A 20,704-nucleotide genomic window follows, 5' to 3' on the forward strand; every position below is an offset into this window, starting at 1 on the left:
AGCTATGGCGTCCGCCGGGCTGTCGCCCAGGCAGCTCGCGCTCCGCGTGGGAGTGTCCGGCAAGACCGTGGAACGGTGGGTTGCGGATGACGAGTTGATCCCGCATGCCAGAAACCGAGAAGACGCCTCCGCGGCGCTGGGAGTGGAAGCCGAGATGTTGTGGCCGAAGGCAGTCAGGAGCCGGCTGAAGACCGGCAGTGATCAGGAAATCATCCAGAGCTACCCGTACCGGTCCACGTGCCCCTCCACGGTATGGGGTGACCTCATCACCGACGCGACCGATGACCTGTTCTTCGGCGGCTTCACCTCGTACTTTCTGTGGACCCACGTACCGGCCCTGCCCGATGTGCTCCGCCGGAAGGCGACGCAGGGCTGCCGCGTGCGCTTCCTGCTCGGAGATCCTGCCGGGGCAGCAACGCACCAGCGCGAGGAGATCGAGAACGTGGCCCTGACAGTGTCCACGCGGATCCGGATGACCCTGGAACAGTTGGAGCGGCTGGGCCAAGTGGACGGGCTGGAAGCGCGGTTCTCCGCACCGGCCGACGCCACGAACCACATCTCGCTGTCCGTCTTCCGCTTCGACGACGAAGCGCTCGTCACACCGCACCTGGCACGACTCGTCGGCCACGACTCGCCGCTGCTGCATCTGCGCCGCCGAGGCAGCAGCGGCATGTTCACCCGATTCGTGGAGCACGCCGAGGAGTTGTGGTCCCGGGGTGTCGCCACTACCGCCGCTTGAGCCGGTCCCGTACGCCCTTGAGCAGGTCCACCTTGCCGACCCGCAGTGTGAGCGCGTCCCGGCCCGGCAGTGGCTTGGCGTACCACGGCATGCCGAGTCGCTGCCAGCGTGCGGCCTCGAGGTCGGACTGGGGCGGGACGGGGACGGACCACGAGCGGTCACCGGCGGCCAGGCGCAGGGTGAGGCGCCATTCGCCGGGGGTGGTGCAGGGGACGAGGGCGGTGAAGTTGCCCGGCTCGACCGGGACGGTCCGTTCGGTGCCGTCGGGGCCCTCGGCGCACAGCGTCAGGCTGCCGGGCGGGAGGTCCGCCAGGGTGCAGCGGCCGTTCACGGCGAGGGTCGCGGGGGCGTCCGGGGACCAGGACGCGCCGGTGACGCGGAGGTGGGGCAGGACGCGGTGCCGGGTCTCGCCGGCGTCGAGGGTGAGGTTGCCGTAGGGCTTGGTGGTGTAGAGCGCGACTGCCGTGCCGTCGGCGGTCACCAGGGTGGTCGTCTTCGTCGTGACGGACTCCGCGCGGCGGCTGCCGAGGCGGGCCTCCTTGGTGATGCCCTGCGCGCTCACGGCCAGGTAGATGTCCCACATGCCGGGCGACAGGGACTCGAGGCTCACGGTCACGTCGAAGCCGGTGCCGTCCTCGTCGGGCGGCGCGGGGGTGGGGTGTACGGGGCTGCGGTGTTCCTCGGCCGAGGCCGAGGCCGCCGCCGAACCGCGCCTGCGCAGGACGAGTTCGGCGGTGACTCCCGCGTCGGATATCTGCGTGATGGACGTGTGGCCCGTGAGGCGCAGGCCGGTGCGGTTGACCTCCGCCGACGCGATGTGGTGCCGGACGCGCAGTTCGGCAGTGATGTCGTAGCAGTCGTCGGGGATGTTGAGCGTGGAGTCGCGGAAGTACGGGTAGAGCGCGTAGGCCCGGCCGTTCTCGACGAGGACCTCCGGTCCGCTCGAGGCCGTGGCCGCGAGGGTGGTGATGCCGTAGCTCGCGGTGCCGCGGTCCAGTTCCCACCGGGTGAGCGTGAGCAGTTCGTCGAGGAGGCCCTGCCGGATCAGGTGGCAGCGCAGCCGGGCCACGGCGTTCAGCCGGGCGGCCAGGCCCTCGGAGTAGTGCGGCTCGATCAGATCGCTCAGATCCGCGAGGAGCTTGACCTGTTCCTCACGGTGGGGCTCCCGGCACAGCTGGAGGGCGGCGTCGCGCAGCTCGACAGCGAAGTGACGGTGCATCAGAACGTCTCGGTCGGCGCCGGGGGCGACCCGTTCGGCGACGAGTTCGGTCATGAGCCGGAAGAGGTCCATGCGCATGCGCGCGCTGTGCGGCTGGGACGTGATGTTGGTGCCGTCGTCGCGCGCGACCCAGTACAGGCAGTCGTAGTCCGCGACCACGGATATCGCGGAGGCCTCGAGGTAGGCGGTGGCGGTGAACGGCTGGTCCTCGCCTATGGACAGCCCGGTGGCGAAGCGGAGCCCGAGCCGGTCGATCAGCTCGCGGCGGAAGAGCTTCATCGGGTTGAGCGTCCAGTAGACGCGGGACGCGAAGACGTCGGTCTTCGGCTGGTTCCGGCCGAACATCGAGGCCGGGGCGCGCCGTCCGCCCTCCCCCACGATCCTGCCGAGGGCGACGTCCGAGCCGTTCTCGTCCGCCATGGTGATCATGCGCTCGAGTGCCTCGGGGCCGAGGCGGTCATCCGCGTCGAGGAAGAAGACATAGCGCCCGGTGGCCCGGTCGAGGCCGAGGTTGCGCGGGCCGGCGGGCCCGCCGGAGTTCGGCTGGCGGATGACGTGCATCAGCGGGGCGGCGGCCGCGAGGCGGTCCAGTTCCTCCGCCGTGCCGTCCGTGGAGCCGTCGTCGACCACGATCAGCTCGATCCGGTCGGCCCCCAGGGTCTGCTCGAGTACGGAGGTGACACTGTGGGTCACATACGGCATGGCGTTGTACGCGGCGATGACGACCGTCACATCCGGGCCCGGCATGATGGCGTGCTCCGTTCTGGCAAGTCCGGCATGGGCCGTTTCAGAGTAATCGCCATCCGAGAAGGTCCGAAAACGACCGGGAGCCAGGCCTGTGCTGTGCGTTACATCCGCGCATCCGCGCGTTACATCGCCGGCGATGTCCGTCGCGCCTGCGAGCCGCGGTGGCCGCCGCGCAGCAGGGCGGCGCCGAGCGGGGTCAGGGTGTGCATGACCGCGCTGCCGTTGCGCAGGGTCAGTACCAGTCCGGCCTCGCGCAGGACGCCCGCGTGCTGGCTGGCCGATGCGGCCGACACCCCGACCCTGCGGGCGAGTTCACTGGTCGTGCAGCCGCCGCCTATCGAGCCCAGGACGGCCGAGCGCGTGTGGCCGACCAGCTTGCCGAGCGAGCGGGGCGGGGCCTGGACGGGCGGCGCGGACTCCGACAGATGCCCGGCGGGATAGACCAGCACCGGGGTGAGCTCGGGGTTCTGCAGGGTCACGGGGTTGCCCCGGCAGAAGAACGAAGGGACGAGCAGCAGCCCGCGCCCGCCCAGGTACAGATCGCGGTCGACCGGGTAGTCCGCCTCCAGCACCGGGGCCTTCCAGCGCATGGTGGACGGCAGCGAGGACAGTAACGCGTCGGCGCCCCCGTCCAGCAGGGCCCGGCCGCGGACCGCGCGGTCGGCCTCGATCCGTGCCTGTATGTGCGTCCAGTACGGGGCGATCGCGGCCTCGTGATAGTCATGCAGGGCGCCGATCAGCTTGCCGAAGGCGCGGGTGTCGCCCTCGGCGAGCGATCGTATCCAAGCCGGCAGCGTACGGGCGGCGGGCAGCCGGCCCAGTTCCTCGTGCACCCGCTCGGCGGGCGTGGCCCGCAGGGCCTGTACGCCGGACTCGAGTCCGAGCACGCCTTCGGCCGGTGTGAGGAAGTCGGGGAAATAGCCGCGGGGCGGAACCAGCGGAGCCAGAAGCCGCGTTTCACTATTCAACCGAGTGCGGGTTTCGGATCGCCAATCACCGAAGATCGACTCACCTTGTTTATCCCTCAACCGGTGCAGACTCAATACGGTTTCCCAGAGCACGTCGGGGTCTCCGGCCAGCCGCACCCGGGCCAGATCGAGTTGAGTGAAATGGACACGCAGCACCAAACCCCCACATGAGACATCCGCCGTCACCCCCCGCCCACTGAGTATGCACACCGATACGTGCTGTTACCACGCCCTTTTGGCCACAGTTGAAAGGCCTCGCGGCGAACACCCCTGAAGCGAAATCCTATTCACGCACTCGGGGCCGCCCCGGCTCGTTCCCGTGGGGGGTGGCGAGCGGAAAAGCGGCCGCTGAGTATGCGAGTTGCCGCCCGAGCCGATGCGGGCGGCAACAACTCCCGGTGGGGGAGTTGAGAGGGGCGGCGTCCCCGCACGGACGCCGCCCCTCCGCCATGTCGTCGCCGGCTCCCGGTGTCCACGGGGTGCAACTCACGTTACGTACGGGTTACACCGCCGGGGCCCTTGCCACCGCTTCCCTGACCTTGCTGTGCACGCGGCGGCTTCGGCTACCGGGCGATGGTGACCGGACGATCGGCATGACCTCCGGAGGCCGCCGCCGGGCTGAGGGTCCCGGCAGCGGCTCCGGTGCTTCGCGGGCCGGTCAGCGGGTGTCGCTGACCACGCCGATCGCCGCCGCCCGGCCGGCCTCGAGCCGCGCGACCGGAATGCGGAACGGCGAGCACGAGACGTAGTCGAGACCGACCTCGTGGAAGAAGTGCACCGACTCCGGGTCACCGCCGTGCTCGCCGCAGACGCCGAGCTTGAGGTCGGGACGCGTGGCCCGGCCGGCCTCGGCGGCGGCGCGCACCAGCGAGCCGACGCCGTCCCGGTCGATGGTCTCGAACGGGCTGACCCCGAAGATGCCCTTCTCCAGGTAGGCGGTGAAGAAGCTCGCCTCGACGTCGTCGCGCGAGAAGCCCCACACGGTCTGGGTGAGGTCGTTCGTGCCGAAGGAGAAGAACTCGGCCGCCTCGGCGATCTGACCCGCCGTCAGGGCGGCCCGGGGCAGCTCGATCATCGTGCCGAGCGCGAGCCCCAGTTCCGTACCGGTGGCCCGCTCGACCTCGGCGATGACGCGCTCGGCCTCCTCGCGGACGATCTCCAGCTCCTGGACCGTGCCCACCAGCGGGATCATGATCTCGGCGCGGGGGTCGCCCTTGGCATTCCTGCGCGCGGCCGCGGCCTCGGCGATGGCCCGTACCTGCATGGCGAACAGGCCGGGGATGACCAGGCCGAGGCGGACGCCGCGCAGACCCAGCATCGGGTTCTGCTCGTGCAGCTTGTGGACGGCCTGGAGCAGCCGCAGGTCGTTCTCGTGCGGCTCCTGGCGGGCCTCGGCGAGCGCGACCCGCACCGACAGCTCCGTGATGTCCGGCAGGAACTCGTGCAGCGGCGGGTCGAGCAGCCGCACCGTGACCGGCAGCCCGTCCATGGCCTCGAAGAGCTCGACGAAGTCGGCCTTCTGCAGCGGCAGAAGGGCACCGAGTGCCTCCTCGCGCTCGGTCTCCGTGTCGGCGAGGATCAGCCGCTCGACCATCTCGCGCCGCTCGCCGAGGAACATGTGCTCCGTACGGCACAGGCCGATGCCCTGGGCGCCGAACCGGCGGGCGCGCGCGGCGTCTTCGGCGTTGTCCGCGTTGGCCCGGACGCGCAGCCTGCGCACGCGGTCCGCGAAGGCCATCATCCGGTGCACGGCCTGGACCAGCCCGTCGGCGTCGTCGGCGCCCGCGTGCATCCGGCCCTCGAAGTACTCGACGACCGGCGACGGCACGACCGGCACCTCGCCGAGGTAGACCTTGCCGGACGAGCCGTCGATGGAGACGACGTCGCCCTCCTCGATGACCGTGCCGTCGGGCGCGACCATGCGCCGCTGCTTGGTGTCGACGTCGAGCTCCTCGGCGCCGCACACACAGGTCTTGCCCATGCCGCGCGCCACGACGGCGGCGTGCGAGGTCTTGCCGCCGCGCGAGGTGAGGATGCCCTCGGCGGCGATCATGCCGTTGAGGTCGTCGGGGTTGGTCTCACGGCGGATCAGGATGACCTTCTCGCCGGAGCGCGACCACTTGACGGCGGTGTACGAGTCGAAGACCGCCTTGCCCACGGCCGCGCCCGGCGACGCCGCGATGCCCCGGCCCAGCAGATCGGGCCCCTCCTTGCCGCCGGCCTTGTCGTCGAAGCGGGGGAACATCAGCTGTGCCAGCTGCGCGCCGGTCACCCGCTGGAGCGCCTCGGCCTCGGTGATCAGGCCCTGGTCCACCAGCTGGGTCGCGATGCGGAAGGCCGCGCCCGCGGTGCGCTTGCCGACACGGGTCTGGAGCATCCACAACTTGCCGCGCTCGATGGTGAATTCGATGTCGCACAGGTCGCGGTAGTGCGTCTCCAGCGTCTCCATGATCTGCATCAGCTGGTCGTACGAGGCCTTGTCGAGCCGCTCCAGCTCGGCGAGCGGCACGGTGTTGCGGATGCCGGCGACGACGTCCTCGCCCTGGGCGTTCTGCAAGTAGTCGCCGTAGACGCCCTGGTGGCCGCTGGCGGGGTCGCGGGTGAAGGCGACGCCGGTGCCCGAGTCGGGGCCGAGGTTGCCGAAGACCATCGAGCAGATGTTGACGGCCGTGCCCAGGTCGCCGGGGATGCGCTCCTGGCGCCGGTAGAGCTTGGCGCGCTCGCCGTTCCACGAGTCGAAGACCGCCCTTATGGCGAGGTCCATCTGCTCGCGGGCCTCCTGCGGGAAGTCCCGGCCGGTCTCCTTGGAGACGATGTCCTTGAACTGCTCGACCAGGCCGCGCAGATCGGCGGCGTCGAGCTCGACGTCGGTGCTCACGCCCTTGGCGTGCTTGGCCTCCTCCAGCGCCTCCTCGAAGAGGTCGCCGTCGACGCCCAGCACGGTCTTGCCGAACATCTGGATGAGGCGGCGGTACGAGTCCCACGCGAACCGCTCGTCACCGGCCTGGGCCACGAGCCCGGTCACGGAGGCATCGGAGAGGCCGATGTTGAGGACGGTGTCCATCATGCCGGGCATGGAGAACTTGGCACCCGAGCGCACCGAGACCAGCAGCGGGTCGTCGGCCTGGCCCAGCTTCTTGCCCATCCGCGCCTCGAGCGCGTCGAGGTGGGCGGTGACCTCGTCACGCAGTGCCGGGGGCTCCTCGCCCCCGGCGAGGTAGACCTTGCACGCCTCGGTGGTGATGGTGAAGCCGGGAGGGACGGGAAGACCGAGGTTGGTCATCTCGGCGAGGTTGGCGCCCTTGCCGCCGAGCAGGTCCTTGAGCTCCTTGTTGCCCTCGGTGAAGTCGTAGACGAACTTCTGCTGTTCTTCGTTTACCGGCACGGGACTCGACTCCTCACTGGGGCCTCCCGGACTCAGATGGGGAGGGCTGCCCTGACGGCGGGGAGCGTACCCAGATCGAAGGCTTCTGAGGAGGTCCACTCCATCGTCATGGGGCCGCAACCACCCGTCTGCCAACAGATCGAAAGTCACCCACCCCACCGAGGTAGATGAGCGATCCCTTCACATTGTGAAGACAGATTCACGGAAAGGCGTCGAGCCATCACGGCCTGTCGAGAATTCGCGCCGTTCGCCGTCATCTTATGAAGGCGTACCGAGGGTGGCACCCAGTGCCACCTTTGGAAAATGCAACCTCCTTTAAAGCGCTCATCTGAGCGGTCCCCCTATCAGAGGTGGCGAGAATCACGCCGGTGGCAGACCCCGCAAAGTACACTTTCCGGGTGAACGAGAACCTGCCTCCCTGCCCCAACTGCTCGAGTGCGTACACCTATGAGATGGGTGCGCTCCTGGTCTGCCCCGAGTGCGGACACGAGTGGTCTCCCGAGCCGACCGATGCCGCGGCCGATGCCGGTGAGAAGACAGTCAAGGACGCGGTCGGCAACGTCCTGGCCGACGGCGACACCGTGACGGTGGTCAAGAGCCTCAAGGTCAAGGGGCACCCGACCGGCATCAAGGCCGGCACCAAGGTGCGCGGCATCCGTCTCGTGGACGGTCCGGACGGCCACGACATCGACTGCAAGGTCGACGGAATCGGCCAGATGTACCTCAAGTCCAGCCTGGTCAAGAAGGCCTGAGCCGCTGCACATAGCCACTGCACATATGAGACCGCCCGGGAGATCCTCCCGGGCGGTCTCATATGTGCCGACGGGCTCAGCCGCCCGAGGTGTCCAGCTCCGCGTCCGCGCTCACGGCGGCGCAGTCGTACGGGTCGTCGAGCCAGCCCTCCGGCAGGACCACGCGGTTGCGGCCGGAGGTCCGCCCGCGCGGACCGTCGGCGCCCGCGGGCCAGGGCTGGTCGAGGTCGAGCTCGCCCAGCAGGCTCTCCAGCTCGGCCAGGGACGAGGTGATCGCCAGCTTCTTGCGCAGCTCCGAGCCGATGGAGAAGCCCTTGGTGTACCAGGCGACGTGCTTGCGGAAGTCGATGACGCCGCGCTCCTCGCTCTCCAGCCACTGGCCGAGCAGCTCCGCGTGGCGCAGCATCACGCGGCCCACCTCCCGCAGGGTCGGCGCGGCGGGGCTCTGGGCGCCGTCCTCGTCGAACGCGGCCACCAGGTCGCCGAAGAGCCAGGGCCGCCCGAGGCAGCCGCGGCCGACCACGACACCGTCACAGCCGGTCTCGCGCATCATCCGCACCGCGTCGTCGGCCGACCAGATATCGCCATTTCCGAGCACGGGGATCTCGGGGACGGCTTCCTTCAGGCGGGCTATGGCATCCCAGTCGGCGGTGCCGCCGTAGTGCTGGGCCGCCGTGCGGCCGTGCAGGGCGATGGCCGTGACGCCCTCCTCGACGGCGATCCGGCCCGCGTCGAGGAAGGTGATGTGGTCGTCGTCGATGCCCTTGCGCATCTTCATCGTGACCGGCAGCGAGCCGGCGTTGCCGACGGCCTCGCGCAGGATCGAGCGCAGCAGGTTCCGCTTGTACGGCAGCGCGGAGCCGCCGCCCTTGCGGGTGACCTTGGGGACGGGGCAGCCGAAGTTGAGGTCGATGTGGTCGGCCAGGTCCTCGTCCACGATCATGCGGACGGCCCTGCCGACGGTGACCGGGTCGACACCGTAGAGCTGGATCGAGCGCGGCTTCTCGGTGCCGTCGAAGTGGATCAGCCGCATGGTCTTGGCGTCCCGCTCGACGAGCGCCCGGGTCGTGATCATCTCGCTGACGAAGAGCCCCTTGCCCCCGCTGAACTCACGGCACAGCGTGCGGAAGGGCGCATTGGTGATCCCGGCCATCGGGGCAAGGACCACCGGCGGCTGCACCGAGTGCGGGCCGATCTGGAGCTGCGTCATGGAGAGGCTTCCTCGGTCGTGCGGTGGGAGGGACGACCGTCCATTGTCCCTCATTCGGCACAGTCCTCATCCGGCGCAGGCGCCGACCCGCTGCTCGGCGATCACCAGGCGCTGCAGCTCCTCGAGCCGCTCGCGCGTCTCCTCGTCGACCGGGGTGTAGGTGGACAGCCGGGCCCCGGGGGTGGGCCCGAGCCACATGCTGGTGTGCTGGACCCTGAGCAGGCCCACGCGGGGGTGCTGGAACGCCTTGGTCCGCGCGGCGGCGTCGTGGACGACCTCGTGCCGGGCCCATATCTCGCGGAACTCCGGGGAGGCGTCGTGGAGCCGCTTGACCAGGCACTTCCAGGCGGGCTCGGCCACGTGCTCGGCCATGGCGGCACGGAACTTGGCGGCCATCAGGCGGGTCGTCTCCTCGCGCTGGACGAGGCGGGCGCGCCAGTCGGCGTCGGTGAAGGCGAGCCACATGCAGTTACGGTCACGCGGGGGCAGGGCGTCGAGGTCGCCCAGCAGCTGCCCGTAGGTGCGGTTGTAGGCGAGGATGTCGTAGCGCGCGTTCTGCACGCAGGCGGGGAAGGGCTCGAGCTGGCGGAGCATCTGCACCACCGCCTCCGCCACGCCCGTGTGCTCGGTCTCGGGCAGCGGGTCGGCGACGTTGGCCAGGGCGAAGAGGTGGGAGCGCTCGTCGCGGCCGAGCATCAGGGCGCGGGCGACGGAGTCGAGGACCTGCACCGAGGCCTGTATGTCGCGGGCCTGCTCCATCCACGTGTACCAAGTGACACCGACGGCGGCGAGCTGGGCGACCTCCTCGCGGCGCAGCCCGGGGGTGCGGCGCCGGGGACCGCGCGGCAGGCCGACCTGCTCGGGCGTTATGCGCTCGCGGCGGCTGCGCAGGAAGGCTGCGAGCTCGTTGCGGCGTACGTCGTCGACGACCTCGGTCGGGGTGGTCGGGGGTTCCAGCGCCATCGCGGTCATGTCTCCAGGGTGCGGGACGGGCGAGCGGGTTGCCAGGTAGTGCTGGTACCAGGATAAAGAGACTCTGGTACCTGTCTGACGGAGCCGGGATCGTGGTGTCCGTGAGCGAACTCCGTACTGCCACCCGTCCCGTTTCCCCGCCTCGATCATCTCCCACCCATTCCGCCTCGTCTGCCGCGTCCACCGCGTCCGCCTCGTCCGCTGCGCTCGGCGGGCTGGGCCTGCTGACCGTCCTGCTCGGCGCCGCGCTGCCGATGGTGGACGCCTTCATCGTCAATGTCGCCCTGCCCACCATCGACCACGACCTGCACGCCGGGCCGGCGCTGCTCGAGATGGTGGTCGGCGGCTATGGCGTGGCCTATGCCGTGCTGCTCGTGCTGGGCGGGCGGCTGGGCGACATGCTCGGCCGCAGACGGCTGTTCCTGTGGGGCACGGCCGCGTTCGGGATCACGTCGGTGGCCTGCGGCCTCGCGCCGGACGCCTGGACGCTGGTCGCCGCCCGGGTCGCGCAGGGCGCGGCGTCGGCGCTGATGATGCCGCAGGTCCTCGCGACGATCCAGGCCACGACGAGCGGCCAGTCCCGGATCAGGGCGCTGAGCAAGTACAGCGCGACCGCCGGGGTCTCGAGCGCGGTCGGCCAGGTGCTGGGCGGCGTGCTGGTCTCGCTGGACATAGCCGGCACGGGCTGGCGCTCGATCTTCCTGGTGAACGCCCCGGTGGCGGTGGCCGCCCTGGTGCTGGCGGTGCGCACCGTGCCGGAGACGCGCTCGGAGCACCCGACGCGCGTGGACGGTCCGGGCACCGCGCTGCTGTCGCTGACGCTGATATCGCTGCTGCTGCCGCTGACCGAGGGCCGGGCCGCCGGCTGGCCGGTGTGGTCCTGGGTGCTGCTGGCGGTGTTCCCCTTCGCGGCCGTGGCGTTCCTGGTGGTCGAGTGGCGCTCGGAGCGCGCGGGCCGTACCCCGCTGGTGCCGCCGTCGCTGCTGCGGATCCACTCGGTGCGCAGCGGGCTGGCGCTGCTCGTGCCCTTCTGCCTGGGCTGGGGCGGCTTCATGTTCGTGATGGCGGTGGCCCTGCAGGAGGGGCTGCGCCTCGGCCCGATGGCGGCGGGGCTGGCCCTGGTGCCGCTGTGCCTGGCGTTCTTCGTCGCCTCGACGGTGGGCCCGCGGCTCGCCGCGCGCCACGGCCGCCGGGTCGTGACGGCCGGTGTGCTCTTCCAGGCGGTCGGGCTGCTCGCGCTGCTCGCCACCTTCCACTGGGGCTGGCACGGGCTGGACGGCTGGGGCACGGCTCCGGCGCTGGCGCTGCAGGGGCTGGGCCAGGGCCTGCTGTTCCCGCTGACGATGCGCACGGTGCTGAGCGAGGTGCCGGTGGCCCAGGCGGGTGTCGGCGGCGGGGTCATGGTCACCACGCAGCAGTCCTTCATGGCACTGGGTGTGGCCACGCTCGGCACGCTCTTCCTCTCCCTGTCCTCGTCGATGGGGATGCGGGACGCCCTGACGGTCACGCTCGCCGTGCAGCTTGCGGCCGTGGCGGTGACGGTGGTGCTGAGTCTGCGGCTGCCGCGCGAGGTGCGCTGAGGCCCGACCCCGGAGGCAGTGCGGACAAGCATGGAATGACAGATATTGAAATCTGTCATTCCATGTGTCACTCTCTAGAGGCACCCCCTGTTCCTTGCTCACTGAGGAGTCCCCCGTGCTGCACCGCACTCTTGGCACCACCGGTCCCCAGGTCTCGGCCCTCGGCCTCGGCTGCATGGGCATGTCCGCCCTCTACGGCGACGCCGACCGCGCCGAGTCGATCGCCACCATCCACGCCGCGCTGGACGCGGGCATCACCCTGCTCGACACCGGCGACTTCTACGGCATGGGCCACAACGAGCTGCTCATCGGCGAGGCGCTGCGCTCCGCGAGCCCCGCCCACCGCGAAAAGGCGCTCACCAGCGTCAAGTTCGGCGCCCTGCGCGGCCCGGACGGCAACTGGTCCGGCTACGACGGCCGCCCCGCGGCGGTGAAGAACTTCGCCGCGTACTCGCTCCAGCGCCTCGGCACCGACCACATCGACATCTACCGCATCGCCCGCGTCGACCCGGACGTCCCGATCGAGGAGACGGTCGGCGCGATCGCCGAGCTGGTCGAAGCCGGGTACGTCCGGCACATCGGCCTCTCGGAGGTGGGCGCGGACACCGTCCGCCGGGCCGCCTCCGCCGCCCCCATCGCCGATCTGCAGATCGAGTACTCGCTGCTCTCCCGCGGTATCGAGGCGGAGATCCTGCCGGCCTGCCGCGAGCTGGGCATCGGCGTCACCGCCTACGGCGTGCTCTCGCGCGGCCTGATCAGCGGCCATGTCTCCCGCGACGCGCAGTTCGCCGCGAACGACTTCCGGGGCATGAGCCCGCGCTTCCAGGGCGAGAACCTCCAGCGCAACCTCGACCTGGTCGACGCACTGCGGAAGGTCGCGGACAAGCAGGGCGTCACGGTGGCGCAGACCGCGATCGCCTGGGTGCTCTCCCGGGGCGAGGACATCGTCCCGCTGGTCGGCGCCCGCCGCCGTGACCGTCTCACCGAGGCGCTCGGCGCACTGGACGTCGCCCTGAGCACGGACGACCTGGCCGCCATCGAGGCAGCCGTCCCCGTGGGCGCGGCGGCCGGCGAGCGCTACCCGGCCGCGCAGATGGCGCACCTCGACAGCGAGCGGTAGCCCGCGCGGGCGGGGTACGGCAGCGGCCGGCCCCGCCCGTACGCCCGTTACCCTCGACCGGTCGGCGCCTGCCACCGAGGCGCCTGCCACCGAAAGGACCGTTGCCTCTCATGCCGCCCGAGACCCTGACCCCCGAACGCATCCTCGAGGCCACCGAGGAGGTACTGCGCCGCTTCGGCCCGGCCAAGGCCACCGTGGTGGACGTGGCCCGGGCCCTGGGCGTCAGCCACGGCAGCGTCTACCGCCACTTCGGCAGCAAGGCCGCGCTGCGGGAGGCGGTGACCGACCGCTGGCTCGGCAAGGCGCACGCCGAGATGTCCGCCATCGCGGAGGCGGACGGCCCGGCCGCGGACCGGCTGCGTGAGTGGTTCGTCGCGCTCTTCGCCGCGAAGCGGCGCAAGGCCGGTGACGACCCGGAGCTCTTCGCGACGTACATGGTGCTCACCGGCGAGAACAGCGAGACGGTCGAGCGCCATGTCCAGAGGATGCTCGACCAGCTGGCCGCGATCGTCGAACAGGGCGTCCGCAGCGGGGAGTTCACGTCCTCGGACCCTGCCGTCACGGCCCGCGCGCTGTGGGACGCGACCGGCCGCTTCCACGACCCCGCGTACGCGGCGGAGTGGTCCCGCCCGGGGATCGACGCGGCGTTCGCCGCGGTGTGCGACCTGGTGCTGCGGGGGCTGTCCGTCAGCTGACGCCCAGGAAGCGGAGCACCGCCAGCACACGGCGGTGGTCCGCGTCCGCCTTCGGCAGGTCCAGCTTCCCCAGGATGCTGTTGATGTGCTTCGCGACAGCGCTCTCGCTCACCACGAGCCGCTCCGCGATGCCCGCGTTCGACCGGCCCTCCGCCATCAGCTCCAGCACTTCCCGCTCGCGCGGCGTGAGCCGGTCGAGCGGGTCGCTGTGCCGGCGCACCAGCAGCTGCGAGACCACCTGCGGGTCGAGGGCCGTACCGCCGCCCGCGACCCGTCTCAGTGCCTCGATGAACTCCTCGACGTCCGCGACGCGTTGCTTGAGGAGATAGCCGACGCCCCGGGTGTCGCCCGTGAGCAGGTCGGCCGCGTACCGCTCCTCGACGTACTGCGAGAGCAGCAGCACCGCCATGTCGGGCCACTGCTTGCGCATGACGAGCGCGGCCCGTACGCCCTCGTCCGTGAACCCCGGCGGCATCCGGACGTCGCACACGGCGATGTCCGGACGGTGTTCCTCCACGGCGGCCAACACGGCCTCCGCGTCGCCGACTTCCGCGACCACCTCGAATCCTGCCGCCTCGAGGACCTTCACCAGTCCCACCCTCAGCAGAACGGAATCCTCGGCGATCACGGCGCGCACGGCAGCTCCACAGTCACAACGGTCGGGCCCCCCACGGGGCTGCTGATCGAGAAGGTGCCGTCGACCGACGCGACCCGCTTGGCCAGACCCGCCAGCCCGGTGCCCCCGGAGGGATCCGCACCGCCCACGCCGTCGTCGGAGACGACGACGAGAAGTATCCCCCCGAACCGTTCGACGGTGACATCCACCCTCGACGCCTGTGCGTGTTTGACCACGTTCGCGAGCGCCTCCGATACCACGAAGTAGGCCACGGCCTCGATCGCCGGCGCGGGCCGCGACTCCAGGTCGACCCTGACCCGCACCGGCAGCGGCGACCGTTCCGCGAGGCCCGACAGCGCCGCGTCCAGCCCACGGTCCTCGAGCACCGCCGGGTGCAGGCCCCGTACGAGGTTGCTGAGCTCCTCGATCGCCTCCTTCGCCTCGCGGTGCGCCTCGTCGATCACCTTCCGGGCATCCTCGGGCAGATCGGGCAATGTGGCTTTCGCGAGGCCGAGGTTGACCGCCATGGAGACCAGCCGCTGCTGTGCCCCGTCGTGCAGGTCGCGCTCGATCCGCCGCCGCTCGGCGTCCGCCGCGTCCACCATGCCCGCACGGCTCTCGGTGACCTCCTCGACGCGGCGCGCCAACTGCTCGGCGCGGCTGGGCCCGAGCCGGTACATCGCGGCCTGGACGTCCGCCCGGGCGAGGACCTTGGTGAGCCAGGCGGCCAGGCAAAGGCCGCACAGCCCGATGACGGTGACATACGTGCCCTGTACGGCATAGCGGGCGAACTTCAGCCGGTCCTCCGGCGGCACCATCCACATCCAGATGTAGACGGTGGCCGCCACCACCGACAGCACCCACAGCATCAGCACCAGCGCCCCGCCCAGCGTGATCAGCGGCCCGAGCACCAGGTTGTACATCACCTGCCGCCAAGAGGACGGCGCGCGCAGCCAGTTCCGCGCCCGTTCCCCGCGCGAGGAGCCCTCCACCCTCACCGGCTCCGGTATCTCCACCCCGAGCCGGACACGGAAACGCGCCCGCTGCATCGCCGTGAACGCGGGCGTCATCGCGATCAGCGCCACCACCGGGGCGATCAGCGCCACCAGAACCGCGAGCGTCTCCGACGGCTCACCCGGCACCGGCAGCCACGGCAGGGCCAGGACGACCATCGCCACGAAGTGCACCAGGGCGCCGGTGAGGTGGAAGGCGAACGACCGGCCGACGTTCTTGAAGGGGCGCAGCACCAGGGGCCGCACAAAGCTGGGGATGTGCATGGCCACACCGTAAATGCGCAGCTCACGCCGGACCATGCCACTGTCGCCCGGCTTGGGGGTGCAACCAGCACCACCCCAGGTCGGACAGCAGCGCTACTGATTACGGCGCGCCGTGACGGGACCCTGGAAGTGCCGAGATCACCCCGCAAGGAGCCCCCCGATGACCGTCCTCGAACTCCCGCGCCGCACCGAGCCGGTGGGCCACGCCGAGGACACGGACGCCCTGGCCGAGGTGATCGCCCTGCGGGACGAGGCACCCGCGCCGTACCCCCGTCGCCGTCACCGGCTGCTGGGCCACGGCCTGGCCGCGTGCGGACTCGCGCTGCTCCCCTGGCTGTTCGTGCTCGCGACGAGCCTCCCGGCCGAGACGACCGCCTCGAAGTGGTCCACGGCCTGGGTCGGCCTGGACGCCCTGGAGGCGCTCGCCCTCATCACCACGGGCATCCTGGCCGCCCGCCACGACGCCCGCCACACCCTGACCGCCGCCGTGACGGCGACGCTGCTGGTGCTGGACGCCTGGTTCGACGTGATGACCGCGGCCCCGGGAGCGGACCGGGTCTCGGCCATCGTGATGGCCGCGGCCGTGGAACTGCCGCTCGCCGCGCTGTGCGCGGTGGTGGCGGCACGGGGCGGGCGGACGCGGGGGTGCCGTCGCTGAAACGCCCGAGGGCCCCGGCCCCGCCGAAGCGGGAAACCGGGGCCCTCGGCCACGCGATTCAGGGTCAGCAGCCCAGCAGGCGCGCACCCAGGTAGGCCTCGATCTGGTCGAGCGAGACCCGCTCCTGCTTCATGGTGTCGCGCTCGCGCACGGTCACCGCGTTGTCGTCGAGGGTGTCGAAGTCGACGGTGACGCAGAACGGGGTGCCGATCTCGTCCTGGCGGCGGTAGCGGCGGCCGATGGCGCCCGCGTCGTCGAAGTCGATGTTCCAGTTCTTGCGCAGGTCCGCCGCGAGGCCCTTGGCCTTCGGGGAGAGCTGCGGGTTGCGGGACAGCGGCAGCACCGCGACCTTGACCGGCGCGAGGCGCGGGTCGAGGCGCATGACGGTGCGCTTCTCCATGACGCCCTTGGCGTTGGGGGCCTCGTCCTCGTTGTACGCGTCGAGCATGAAGGCGAGCATGGCGCGGTTGAGGCCGGCCGCCGGCTCGATGACGTACGGGAACCAGCGCTCGCCAGCTTCCTGGTCGAAGAACGACAGGTCCTGGCCGGACGCCTTGGAGTGCGCCTTGAGGTCGTAGTCGGTGCGGTTGGCCACGCCCTCCAGCTCCGAGTACTCGGTGCCGCCGAAGTTGAAGCGGTACTCGATGTCGACGGTGCGCTTGGAGTAGTGGGAGAGCTTCTCAGCGGCGTGCTCGTACCACCGCATGTTCTCCTCGCGCATGCCGAGGCCGGTGTACCAGTTCCAGCGCTGCTCCATCCAGTACTCGTGCCACTGCTCGTCCTCGCCCGGCTTGACGAAGAACTCCATCTCCATCTGCTCGAACTCACGCGTGCGGAAGATGAAGTTGCCCGGCGTGATCTCGTTGCGGAAGGACTTGCCGGTCTGGGCGATGCCGAACGGCGGCTTGCGGCGCGAGGTCTGCTGGACCTGGGCGAAGTTGGTGAAGATGCCCTGCGCGGTCTCGGGGCGCAGGTAGGACACCGAGCCGGTGTCCTGGGTCGGGCCGAGGTGGGTGGAGAGCAGGCCGGAGAACTGCTTGGGCTCGGTGAAGCCGCCCTTGTTGCCGCAGTGCGGGCAGTTGAGGTCGGTGAGGCCGTTCTCGGGGAGCTTGCCGTGCTTGGCCTCGTACGCCTCCTCCAGGTGGTCCGCGCGGAAGCGCTTGTGGCAGGAGGTGCACTCGGTCAGCGGGTCGGTGAAGGTGGCGACGTGGCCGGACGCCTCCCAGACCTCACGGGCCAGGATCACCGACGAGTCGAGGCCGACCACGTCGTCGCGCGAGGTGACCATGGAGCGCCACCACTGGCGCTTGATGTTCTCCTTGAGCTCCACACCGAGCGGTCCGTAGTCCCAGGCGGCACGCTGTCCGCCGTAGATCTCGGAGCAGGGGTAGACGAAGCCACGGCGCTTGCTCAGGCTGACGATGGTGTCGATCTTGTCGGCGGCCACGATGCTCTCTTCATTGCGACGATGAACAGCGAATGCTTCAGGTTACCGGCGCGGACACCCCCACCTCCAAATCGGTTCCGGCCGGAACATGACCATCCCCTTGACCCGATCGCTGTTGACAATCATTTCCATTTTTGTTGAAAATGGGATTCATGAACGACAGCCGCTCCCGCGTCCCCCGAATATCCGCGCGAATCACCGCCCCCGCCGTTGCCGCGACCGCCGCCCTCGCCCTGGTCACGCTCTCCGCGTGCTCCTCCGACAAGCAGGACGCGTTCGGCAAGGACGGCAAGCTGCACGTGACGGCGTCGTTCTATCCGATGGAGTTCCTGGCGCAGCAGATCGGCGGCGACCACGTCTCCGTCAAGGGCCTGACCAAGCCCGGCCAGGAGCCGCACGACCTGGAGCTCAAGCCCCGGCAGATCACCGAGCTGGGCAAGTCCGGCGCGATCGTCTACCTCAAGGGCCTCCAGCCCGCCGTGGACGAGGCCGTCAAGCAGTCCGGCGTGGACCACATCGCCGACGCGGCCGCCCTCACCGGCCTGGAGGACCACGGCACCGAGGTCGACGGCAAGAACCACACCACCGGGGACAACCACTCCCACTCGGAGCACGACGCGGGCGCCGACCCGCACATCTGGCTTGATCCCGTCCGCTTCGCGCAGGTCGCCAAGGGTGTGGGCAAGACCCTCGCCGAGGCCGACCCCGAGCACAAGGCGGACTACGCGAAGAACACCGATACGCTGGTCAAGAAGCTCGACGAACTCAACAAGAAGTACGAGTCGGGTCTGAAGAACCGCGCGTCGGACACCTTCATCACCACCCACGCCGCCTTCGGCTACCTCGCCGAGCGCTACGGCCTCACCGAGGAGGCCATCAGCGGCGTCGACCCCGAGTCCGAGCCCAGCGCCGCCCGGATCAAGAACCTGCACCAGCTGGCCGAGGACCACCACGTGGGCACGGTCTTCTTCGAGACCATCGCCAGCCCCGCCGCGGCGAAGACCCTCGCGGGCGACCTGCACCTGAAGACCGACGTCCTCGACCCGCTCGAGGGCATCACGGACAAGTCCCGCGGCAACGACTACTTCCAGGTGATGGAGTCCAACCTCACCGCCCTGCAGAAGGCGCTCGGCACCAAGTGACCGCCACAGTGACCGCCACCCAGGAGGCACCCATGGAGCAGCCCGTCATAGCCATGCGGGGTGCCACGGCCTCGCTCGGCTCCCGGCCCGTGCTGCGCGGCATCGACCTGTCCGTACGGCGCGGCGAGGTCGTCGCGCTGCTCGGCGCAAACGGCTCGGGCAAGTCCACGGCCGTACGGGCCATCGTCGGCCAGGTCCCGCTGACCGCCGGCGAGCTGGAGCTGTTCGGCACCCCCCGGCGCCGGTTCCGCGACTGGTCGCGCGTGGGGTACGTACCGCAGCGCACCACCGCCGCGGGCGGGGTGCCGGCGACGGTGCGGGAGGTGGTCTCCGCCGGGCGGCTGGCGCGTACGCGGCTGGGCCCGGTGCGCAAGGCCGACAAGGAGGCCGTGGTCAAGGCCCTGGAGCTGGTCGGCATGGCCGACCGCCTCAAGGACTCCGTGGGCGCCCTCTCCGGCGGCCAGCACCAGCGCGTGCTCATCGCCCGCGCGCTGGCCGTGGAACCCGAACTGCTGATCATGGACGAGCCGATGGCCGGCGTGGACCTCGCCAGCCAGGAAGTGCTCGCGAACGCCCTGCGCGCCGAGGTCGCCCGGGGCGCCACCGTGCTGCTCGTCCTGCACGAACTGGGGCCGCTGGAGCCCCTCATCGACCGCGCGGTCGTCCTGCGCGACGGCTGCGTCGTCCACGACGGGCCGCCGCCCGAGGCCGTGGGGCAGCACGCCCTGCCCGGCCACGACCATGTACACCCGCACGCCGACCCGGCTGCGCAACCGACCCGGACAGGGCTGCTGAGCTGATGGACATCCTCGACGCCGCATTCATGCAGCGGGCACTGCTCGCCGCTTTCCTCGTCGGCATCACCGCCCCGGCGATCGGCATCTACCTGGTCCAGCGCCACCAGGCGCTGATGGGCGACGGCATCGGGCACGTCGCCCTCACCGGCGTGGGCCTGGGCTTCCTCCTCAACACCAGCCCGGTGTGGGTGGCCGCGGCGGTCTGCGTCGTCGGCGCGGTGGTGATGGAGCTGATCCGCTCGTACGGCAAGGCACGCGGGGACATCGCCCTCGCGATGCTCTTCTACGGCGGCATGGCCGGCGGCGTGATGCTGATCAACCTCTCGTCGAGCGGCTCCAACGCCAACCTGGTCACCTACCTCTTCGGCTCGCTGACCACGGTCTCGCAGCAGGACATCGTCGCGATCTGCGTGCTGGCCGCCTTCGTGATCGTGACCACGCTCGGCCTGCGCAGGCAGCTGTTCGCCATCTGCCAGGACGAGGAGTTCGCGCGCGTCACCGGGCTCCCGGTGCGGCTGCTGAACCTGCTGGTCGCGATCACCGCCGCGGTGACCGTCACCGTCGCCATGCGCGTGGTCGGCCTGCTGCTCGTCAGCGCCCTCATGGTGATCCCGGTCGCCGCCTCGCAGCAGATCTCCCGCAGCTTCGCCACCACCCTGGCGCTGTCGGTGACCATCGGTGTCCTGGTGACCCTGTCCGGCACCGCCACCTCCTACTACGTGGACGTCCCGCCGGGCGCGACCATCGTGCTGCTGGCGATCGGCCTCTTCGTCGTACTGACCGCGCTCGCCACTCCGCTCGCGAGAAAACGGGCCCGGAAGGCCGTCGACGAGGAGGTCTGCACGGTGGCCGACGACGTACGGGTGTGACCTGGCGCGGTACCGGGCCTGGCACAATTGGCCCGGTACCAGTGCGTTGGGTGTTCAGCCGAGCTTGAGGAGGCAACTGTGGCGACCGCCGGTCCCCCGGTACGCGGCCGATCCACCAAGCAGCGGGCCGCTGTGGCGGCCGCTCTCGACGAGGTGGACGAGTTCCGCAGCGCGCAGGAGCTCCACGACATGCTCAGGCACCGCGGCGACTCCGTCGGCCTGACCACCGTCTACCGCACCCTGCAGTCCCTCGCCGACGCCGGCGAGGTCGACGTGCTGCGCACCAGCGAGGGTGAGGCGGTCTACCGCCGCTGCTCCAGCGGGCACCACCACCACCTGGTGTGCCGGATGTGCGGCAAGGCGGTCGAGGTCGAGGGCCCGGCCGTGGAGACCTGGGCCGACGCGATCGCCCAGGAGCACGGCTTCGTGGACATCGCCCACACCGTCGAGATCTTCGGCACCTGCGGGGACTGCGCGGCCAAGAACTGACCCCCTTGACATACGAGAACTG

18 protein-coding genes are annotated in these 20,704 nt (G+C 70.5%); 10 read left to right on the forward strand and 8 right to left on the reverse strand.

Annotation, left to right across the window (positions count from 1 at the left end):
• The first annotated feature begins 154 nt into the window (after window positions 1–154).
• Entirely contained in the window at window positions 155–739 is a 585-nt protein-coding gene (locus tag ACV530_RS12820) for an XRE family transcriptional regulator (protein WP_494332506.1), read from the forward strand.
• On the opposite strand, the gene ACV530_RS12825 is transcribed toward ACV530_RS12820, so the two are convergent.
• The 3 genes from ACV530_RS12825 to ppdK form a co-directional block, all read right to left on the reverse strand.
• A complete protein-coding gene (locus tag ACV530_RS12825; protein WP_494332507.1) occupies window positions 726–2,705 on the reverse strand; it encodes a glycosyltransferase family 2 protein in 1,980 nt (659 codons plus the stop codon). The two genes, ACV530_RS12820 and ACV530_RS12825, sit on opposite strands and share 14 nt — an antisense overlap.
• A 122-nt stretch (window positions 2,706–2,827) precedes the next feature.
• Window positions 2,828–3,829 carry an ArsR/SmtB family transcription factor gene (locus ACV530_RS12830; RefSeq protein WP_494332614.1) on the reverse strand — a complete coding sequence of 334 codons (1,002 nt, stop codon included), beginning with the start codon at window positions 3,827–3,829 and terminating at the stop codon, window positions 2,828–2,830.
• A 502-nt stretch (window positions 3,830–4,331) separates the two neighbouring features.
• The gene (gene ppdK, locus ACV530_RS12835) at window positions 4,332–7,058 is read right to left on the reverse strand and encodes a pyruvate, phosphate dikinase (RefSeq protein WP_494332508.1); all 2,727 of its coding nucleotides are present in this window, start codon (window positions 7,056–7,058) and stop codon (window positions 4,332–4,334) included.
• A 398-nt stretch (window positions 7,059–7,456) separates the two neighbouring features.
• Between ppdK and ACV530_RS12840 the strand changes: the two genes are divergently transcribed.
• Window positions 7,457–7,810 (forward strand): zinc ribbon domain-containing protein YjdM, encoded by a 354-nt coding sequence (locus ACV530_RS12840; RefSeq protein ID WP_494332509.1) that lies wholly within the window; start codon window positions 7,457–7,459, stop codon window positions 7,808–7,810.
• A gap of 76 nt (window positions 7,811–7,886) precedes the next feature.
• Here the strand turns inward: ACV530_RS12840 and dusB are convergent, their stop codons facing one another.
• The gene (gene dusB, locus ACV530_RS12845; RefSeq protein WP_494332510.1) at window positions 7,887–9,020 is read right to left on the reverse strand and encodes a tRNA dihydrouridine synthase DusB; all 1,134 of its coding nucleotides are present in this window, start codon (window positions 9,018–9,020) and stop codon (window positions 7,887–7,889) included.
• Between the two features lie 66 nt (window positions 9,021–9,086).
• Window positions 9,087–9,992: a helix-turn-helix transcriptional regulator gene (locus tag ACV530_RS12850; protein WP_494332511.1), complete on the reverse strand. Its 906-nt coding sequence runs from the start codon at window positions 9,990–9,992 to the stop codon at window positions 9,087–9,089.
• Window positions 9,993–10,093: 101 nt separating this feature from the next.
• Between ACV530_RS12850 and ACV530_RS12855 the strand changes: the two genes are divergently transcribed.
• The 3 genes from ACV530_RS12855 to ACV530_RS12865 all read left to right on the forward strand — a co-directional run bounded on the left by ACV530_RS12855 (window position 10,094) and on the right by ACV530_RS12865 (window position 13,387).
• Window positions 10,094–11,572, forward strand: coding sequence for an MFS transporter (locus ACV530_RS12855; RefSeq protein ID WP_494332512.1), 1,479 nt, complete (start codon window positions 10,094–10,096; stop codon window positions 11,570–11,572).
• 115 nt (window positions 11,573–11,687) lie between these two features.
• Window positions 11,688–12,692, forward strand: coding sequence for an aldo/keto reductase (locus ACV530_RS12860; RefSeq protein WP_494332513.1), 1,005 nt, complete (start codon window positions 11,688–11,690; stop codon window positions 12,690–12,692).
• A gap of 110 nt (window positions 12,693–12,802) precedes the next feature.
• Window positions 12,803–13,387 carry a TetR/AcrR family transcriptional regulator gene (locus ACV530_RS12865; RefSeq protein WP_494332514.1) on the forward strand — a complete coding sequence of 195 codons (585 nt, stop codon included), beginning with the start codon at window positions 12,803–12,805 and terminating at the stop codon, window positions 13,385–13,387.
• On the opposite strand, the gene ACV530_RS12870 is transcribed toward ACV530_RS12865, so the two are convergent.
• A complete protein-coding gene (locus tag ACV530_RS12870; RefSeq protein ID WP_494332515.1) occupies window positions 13,380–14,024 on the reverse strand; it encodes a response regulator in 645 nt (214 codons plus the stop codon). The two genes, ACV530_RS12865 and ACV530_RS12870, sit on opposite strands and share 8 nt — an antisense overlap.
• Window positions 14,012–15,280, reverse strand: coding sequence for a sensor histidine kinase (locus ACV530_RS12875; RefSeq protein WP_494332516.1), 1,269 nt, complete (start codon window positions 15,278–15,280; stop codon window positions 14,012–14,014). The genes ACV530_RS12870 and ACV530_RS12875 overlap by 13 nt, the downstream gene beginning before the upstream one ends.
• Window positions 15,281–15,440: 160 nt before the next feature.
• Here ACV530_RS12875 and ACV530_RS12880 point away from each other — a divergent pair, with 160 nt between their 5' ends.
• Window positions 15,441–15,938 carry a hypothetical protein gene (locus ACV530_RS12880; RefSeq protein ID WP_494332517.1) on the forward strand — a complete coding sequence of 166 codons (498 nt, stop codon included), beginning with the start codon at window positions 15,441–15,443 and terminating at the stop codon, window positions 15,936–15,938.
• 64 nt (window positions 15,939–16,002) lie between these two features.
• On the opposite strand, the gene ACV530_RS12885 is transcribed toward ACV530_RS12880, so the two are convergent.
• Window positions 16,003–17,385, reverse strand: a complete 1,383-nt coding sequence (locus tag ACV530_RS12885) for a glycine--tRNA ligase (RefSeq protein WP_494332518.1) — start codon at window positions 17,383–17,385, stop codon at window positions 16,003–16,005.
• A 152-nt stretch (window positions 17,386–17,537) separates the two neighbouring features.
• Between ACV530_RS12885 and ACV530_RS12890 the strand changes: the two genes are divergently transcribed.
• From ACV530_RS12890 to ACV530_RS12905, 4 genes are all read left to right on the forward strand, one after another.
• Window positions 17,538–18,527: a metal ABC transporter substrate-binding protein gene (locus tag ACV530_RS12890; RefSeq protein WP_494332519.1), complete on the forward strand. Its 990-nt coding sequence runs from the start codon at window positions 17,538–17,540 to the stop codon at window positions 18,525–18,527.
• 32 nt (window positions 18,528–18,559) lie between these two features.
• A complete protein-coding gene (locus ACV530_RS12895) occupies window positions 18,560–19,327 on the forward strand; it encodes a metal ABC transporter ATP-binding protein (RefSeq protein WP_494332615.1) in 768 nt (255 codons plus the stop codon).
• Window positions 19,327–20,193 carry a metal ABC transporter permease gene (locus ACV530_RS12900; RefSeq protein ID WP_494332520.1) on the forward strand — a complete coding sequence of 289 codons (867 nt, stop codon included), beginning with the start codon at window positions 19,327–19,329 and terminating at the stop codon, window positions 20,191–20,193. The genes ACV530_RS12895 and ACV530_RS12900 overlap by 1 nt, the downstream gene beginning before the upstream one ends.
• Window positions 20,194–20,271: 78 nt before the next feature.
• Entirely contained in the window at window positions 20,272–20,682 is a 411-nt protein-coding gene (locus ACV530_RS12905) for a Fur family transcriptional regulator (RefSeq protein WP_494332521.1), read from the forward strand.
• Window positions 20,683–20,704: the final 22 nt, after the last annotated feature.

This window comes from Streptomyces sp. SX-6, from assembly GCF_059089585.1.

Excerpts from the sequence above, each read along its gene's own strand:
- ACV530_RS12820 (WP_494332506.1), top strand. The coding sequence starts at position 155 with ATGTTGTGGCCGAAGGCAGTCAGGAGCCGGCTGAAGACCGGCAGTGAT.
- ACV530_RS12825 (WP_494332507.1), bottom strand. The coding sequence starts at position 2,705 with ATGCCGGGCCCGGATGTGACGGTCGTCATCGCCGCGTACAACGCCATG.
- dusB (WP_494332510.1), bottom strand. The coding sequence starts at position 9,020 with ATGACGCAGCTCCAGATCGGCCCGCACTCGGTGCAGCCGCCGGTGGTC.
- ACV530_RS12850 (WP_494332511.1), bottom strand. The coding sequence starts at position 9,992 with ATGACCGCGATGGCGCTGGAACCCCCGACCACCCCGACCGAGGTCGTC.
- ACV530_RS12865 (WP_494332514.1), top strand. The coding sequence starts at position 12,803 with ATGCCGCCCGAGACCCTGACCCCCGAACGCATCCTCGAGGCCACCGAG.
- ACV530_RS12875 (WP_494332516.1), bottom strand. The coding sequence starts at position 15,280 with ATGCACATCCCCAGCTTTGTGCGGCCCCTGGTGCTGCGCCCCTTCAAG.
- ACV530_RS12880 (WP_494332517.1), top strand. The coding sequence starts at position 15,441 with ATGACCGTCCTCGAACTCCCGCGCCGCACCGAGCCGGTGGGCCACGCC.
- ACV530_RS12890 (WP_494332519.1), top strand. The coding sequence starts at position 17,538 with ATGAACGACAGCCGCTCCCGCGTCCCCCGAATATCCGCGCGAATCACC.
- ACV530_RS12895 (WP_494332615.1), top strand. The coding sequence starts at position 18,560 with ATGGAGCAGCCCGTCATAGCCATGCGGGGTGCCACGGCCTCGCTCGGC.
- ACV530_RS12900 (WP_494332520.1), top strand. The coding sequence starts at position 19,327 with ATGGACATCCTCGACGCCGCATTCATGCAGCGGGCACTGCTCGCCGCT.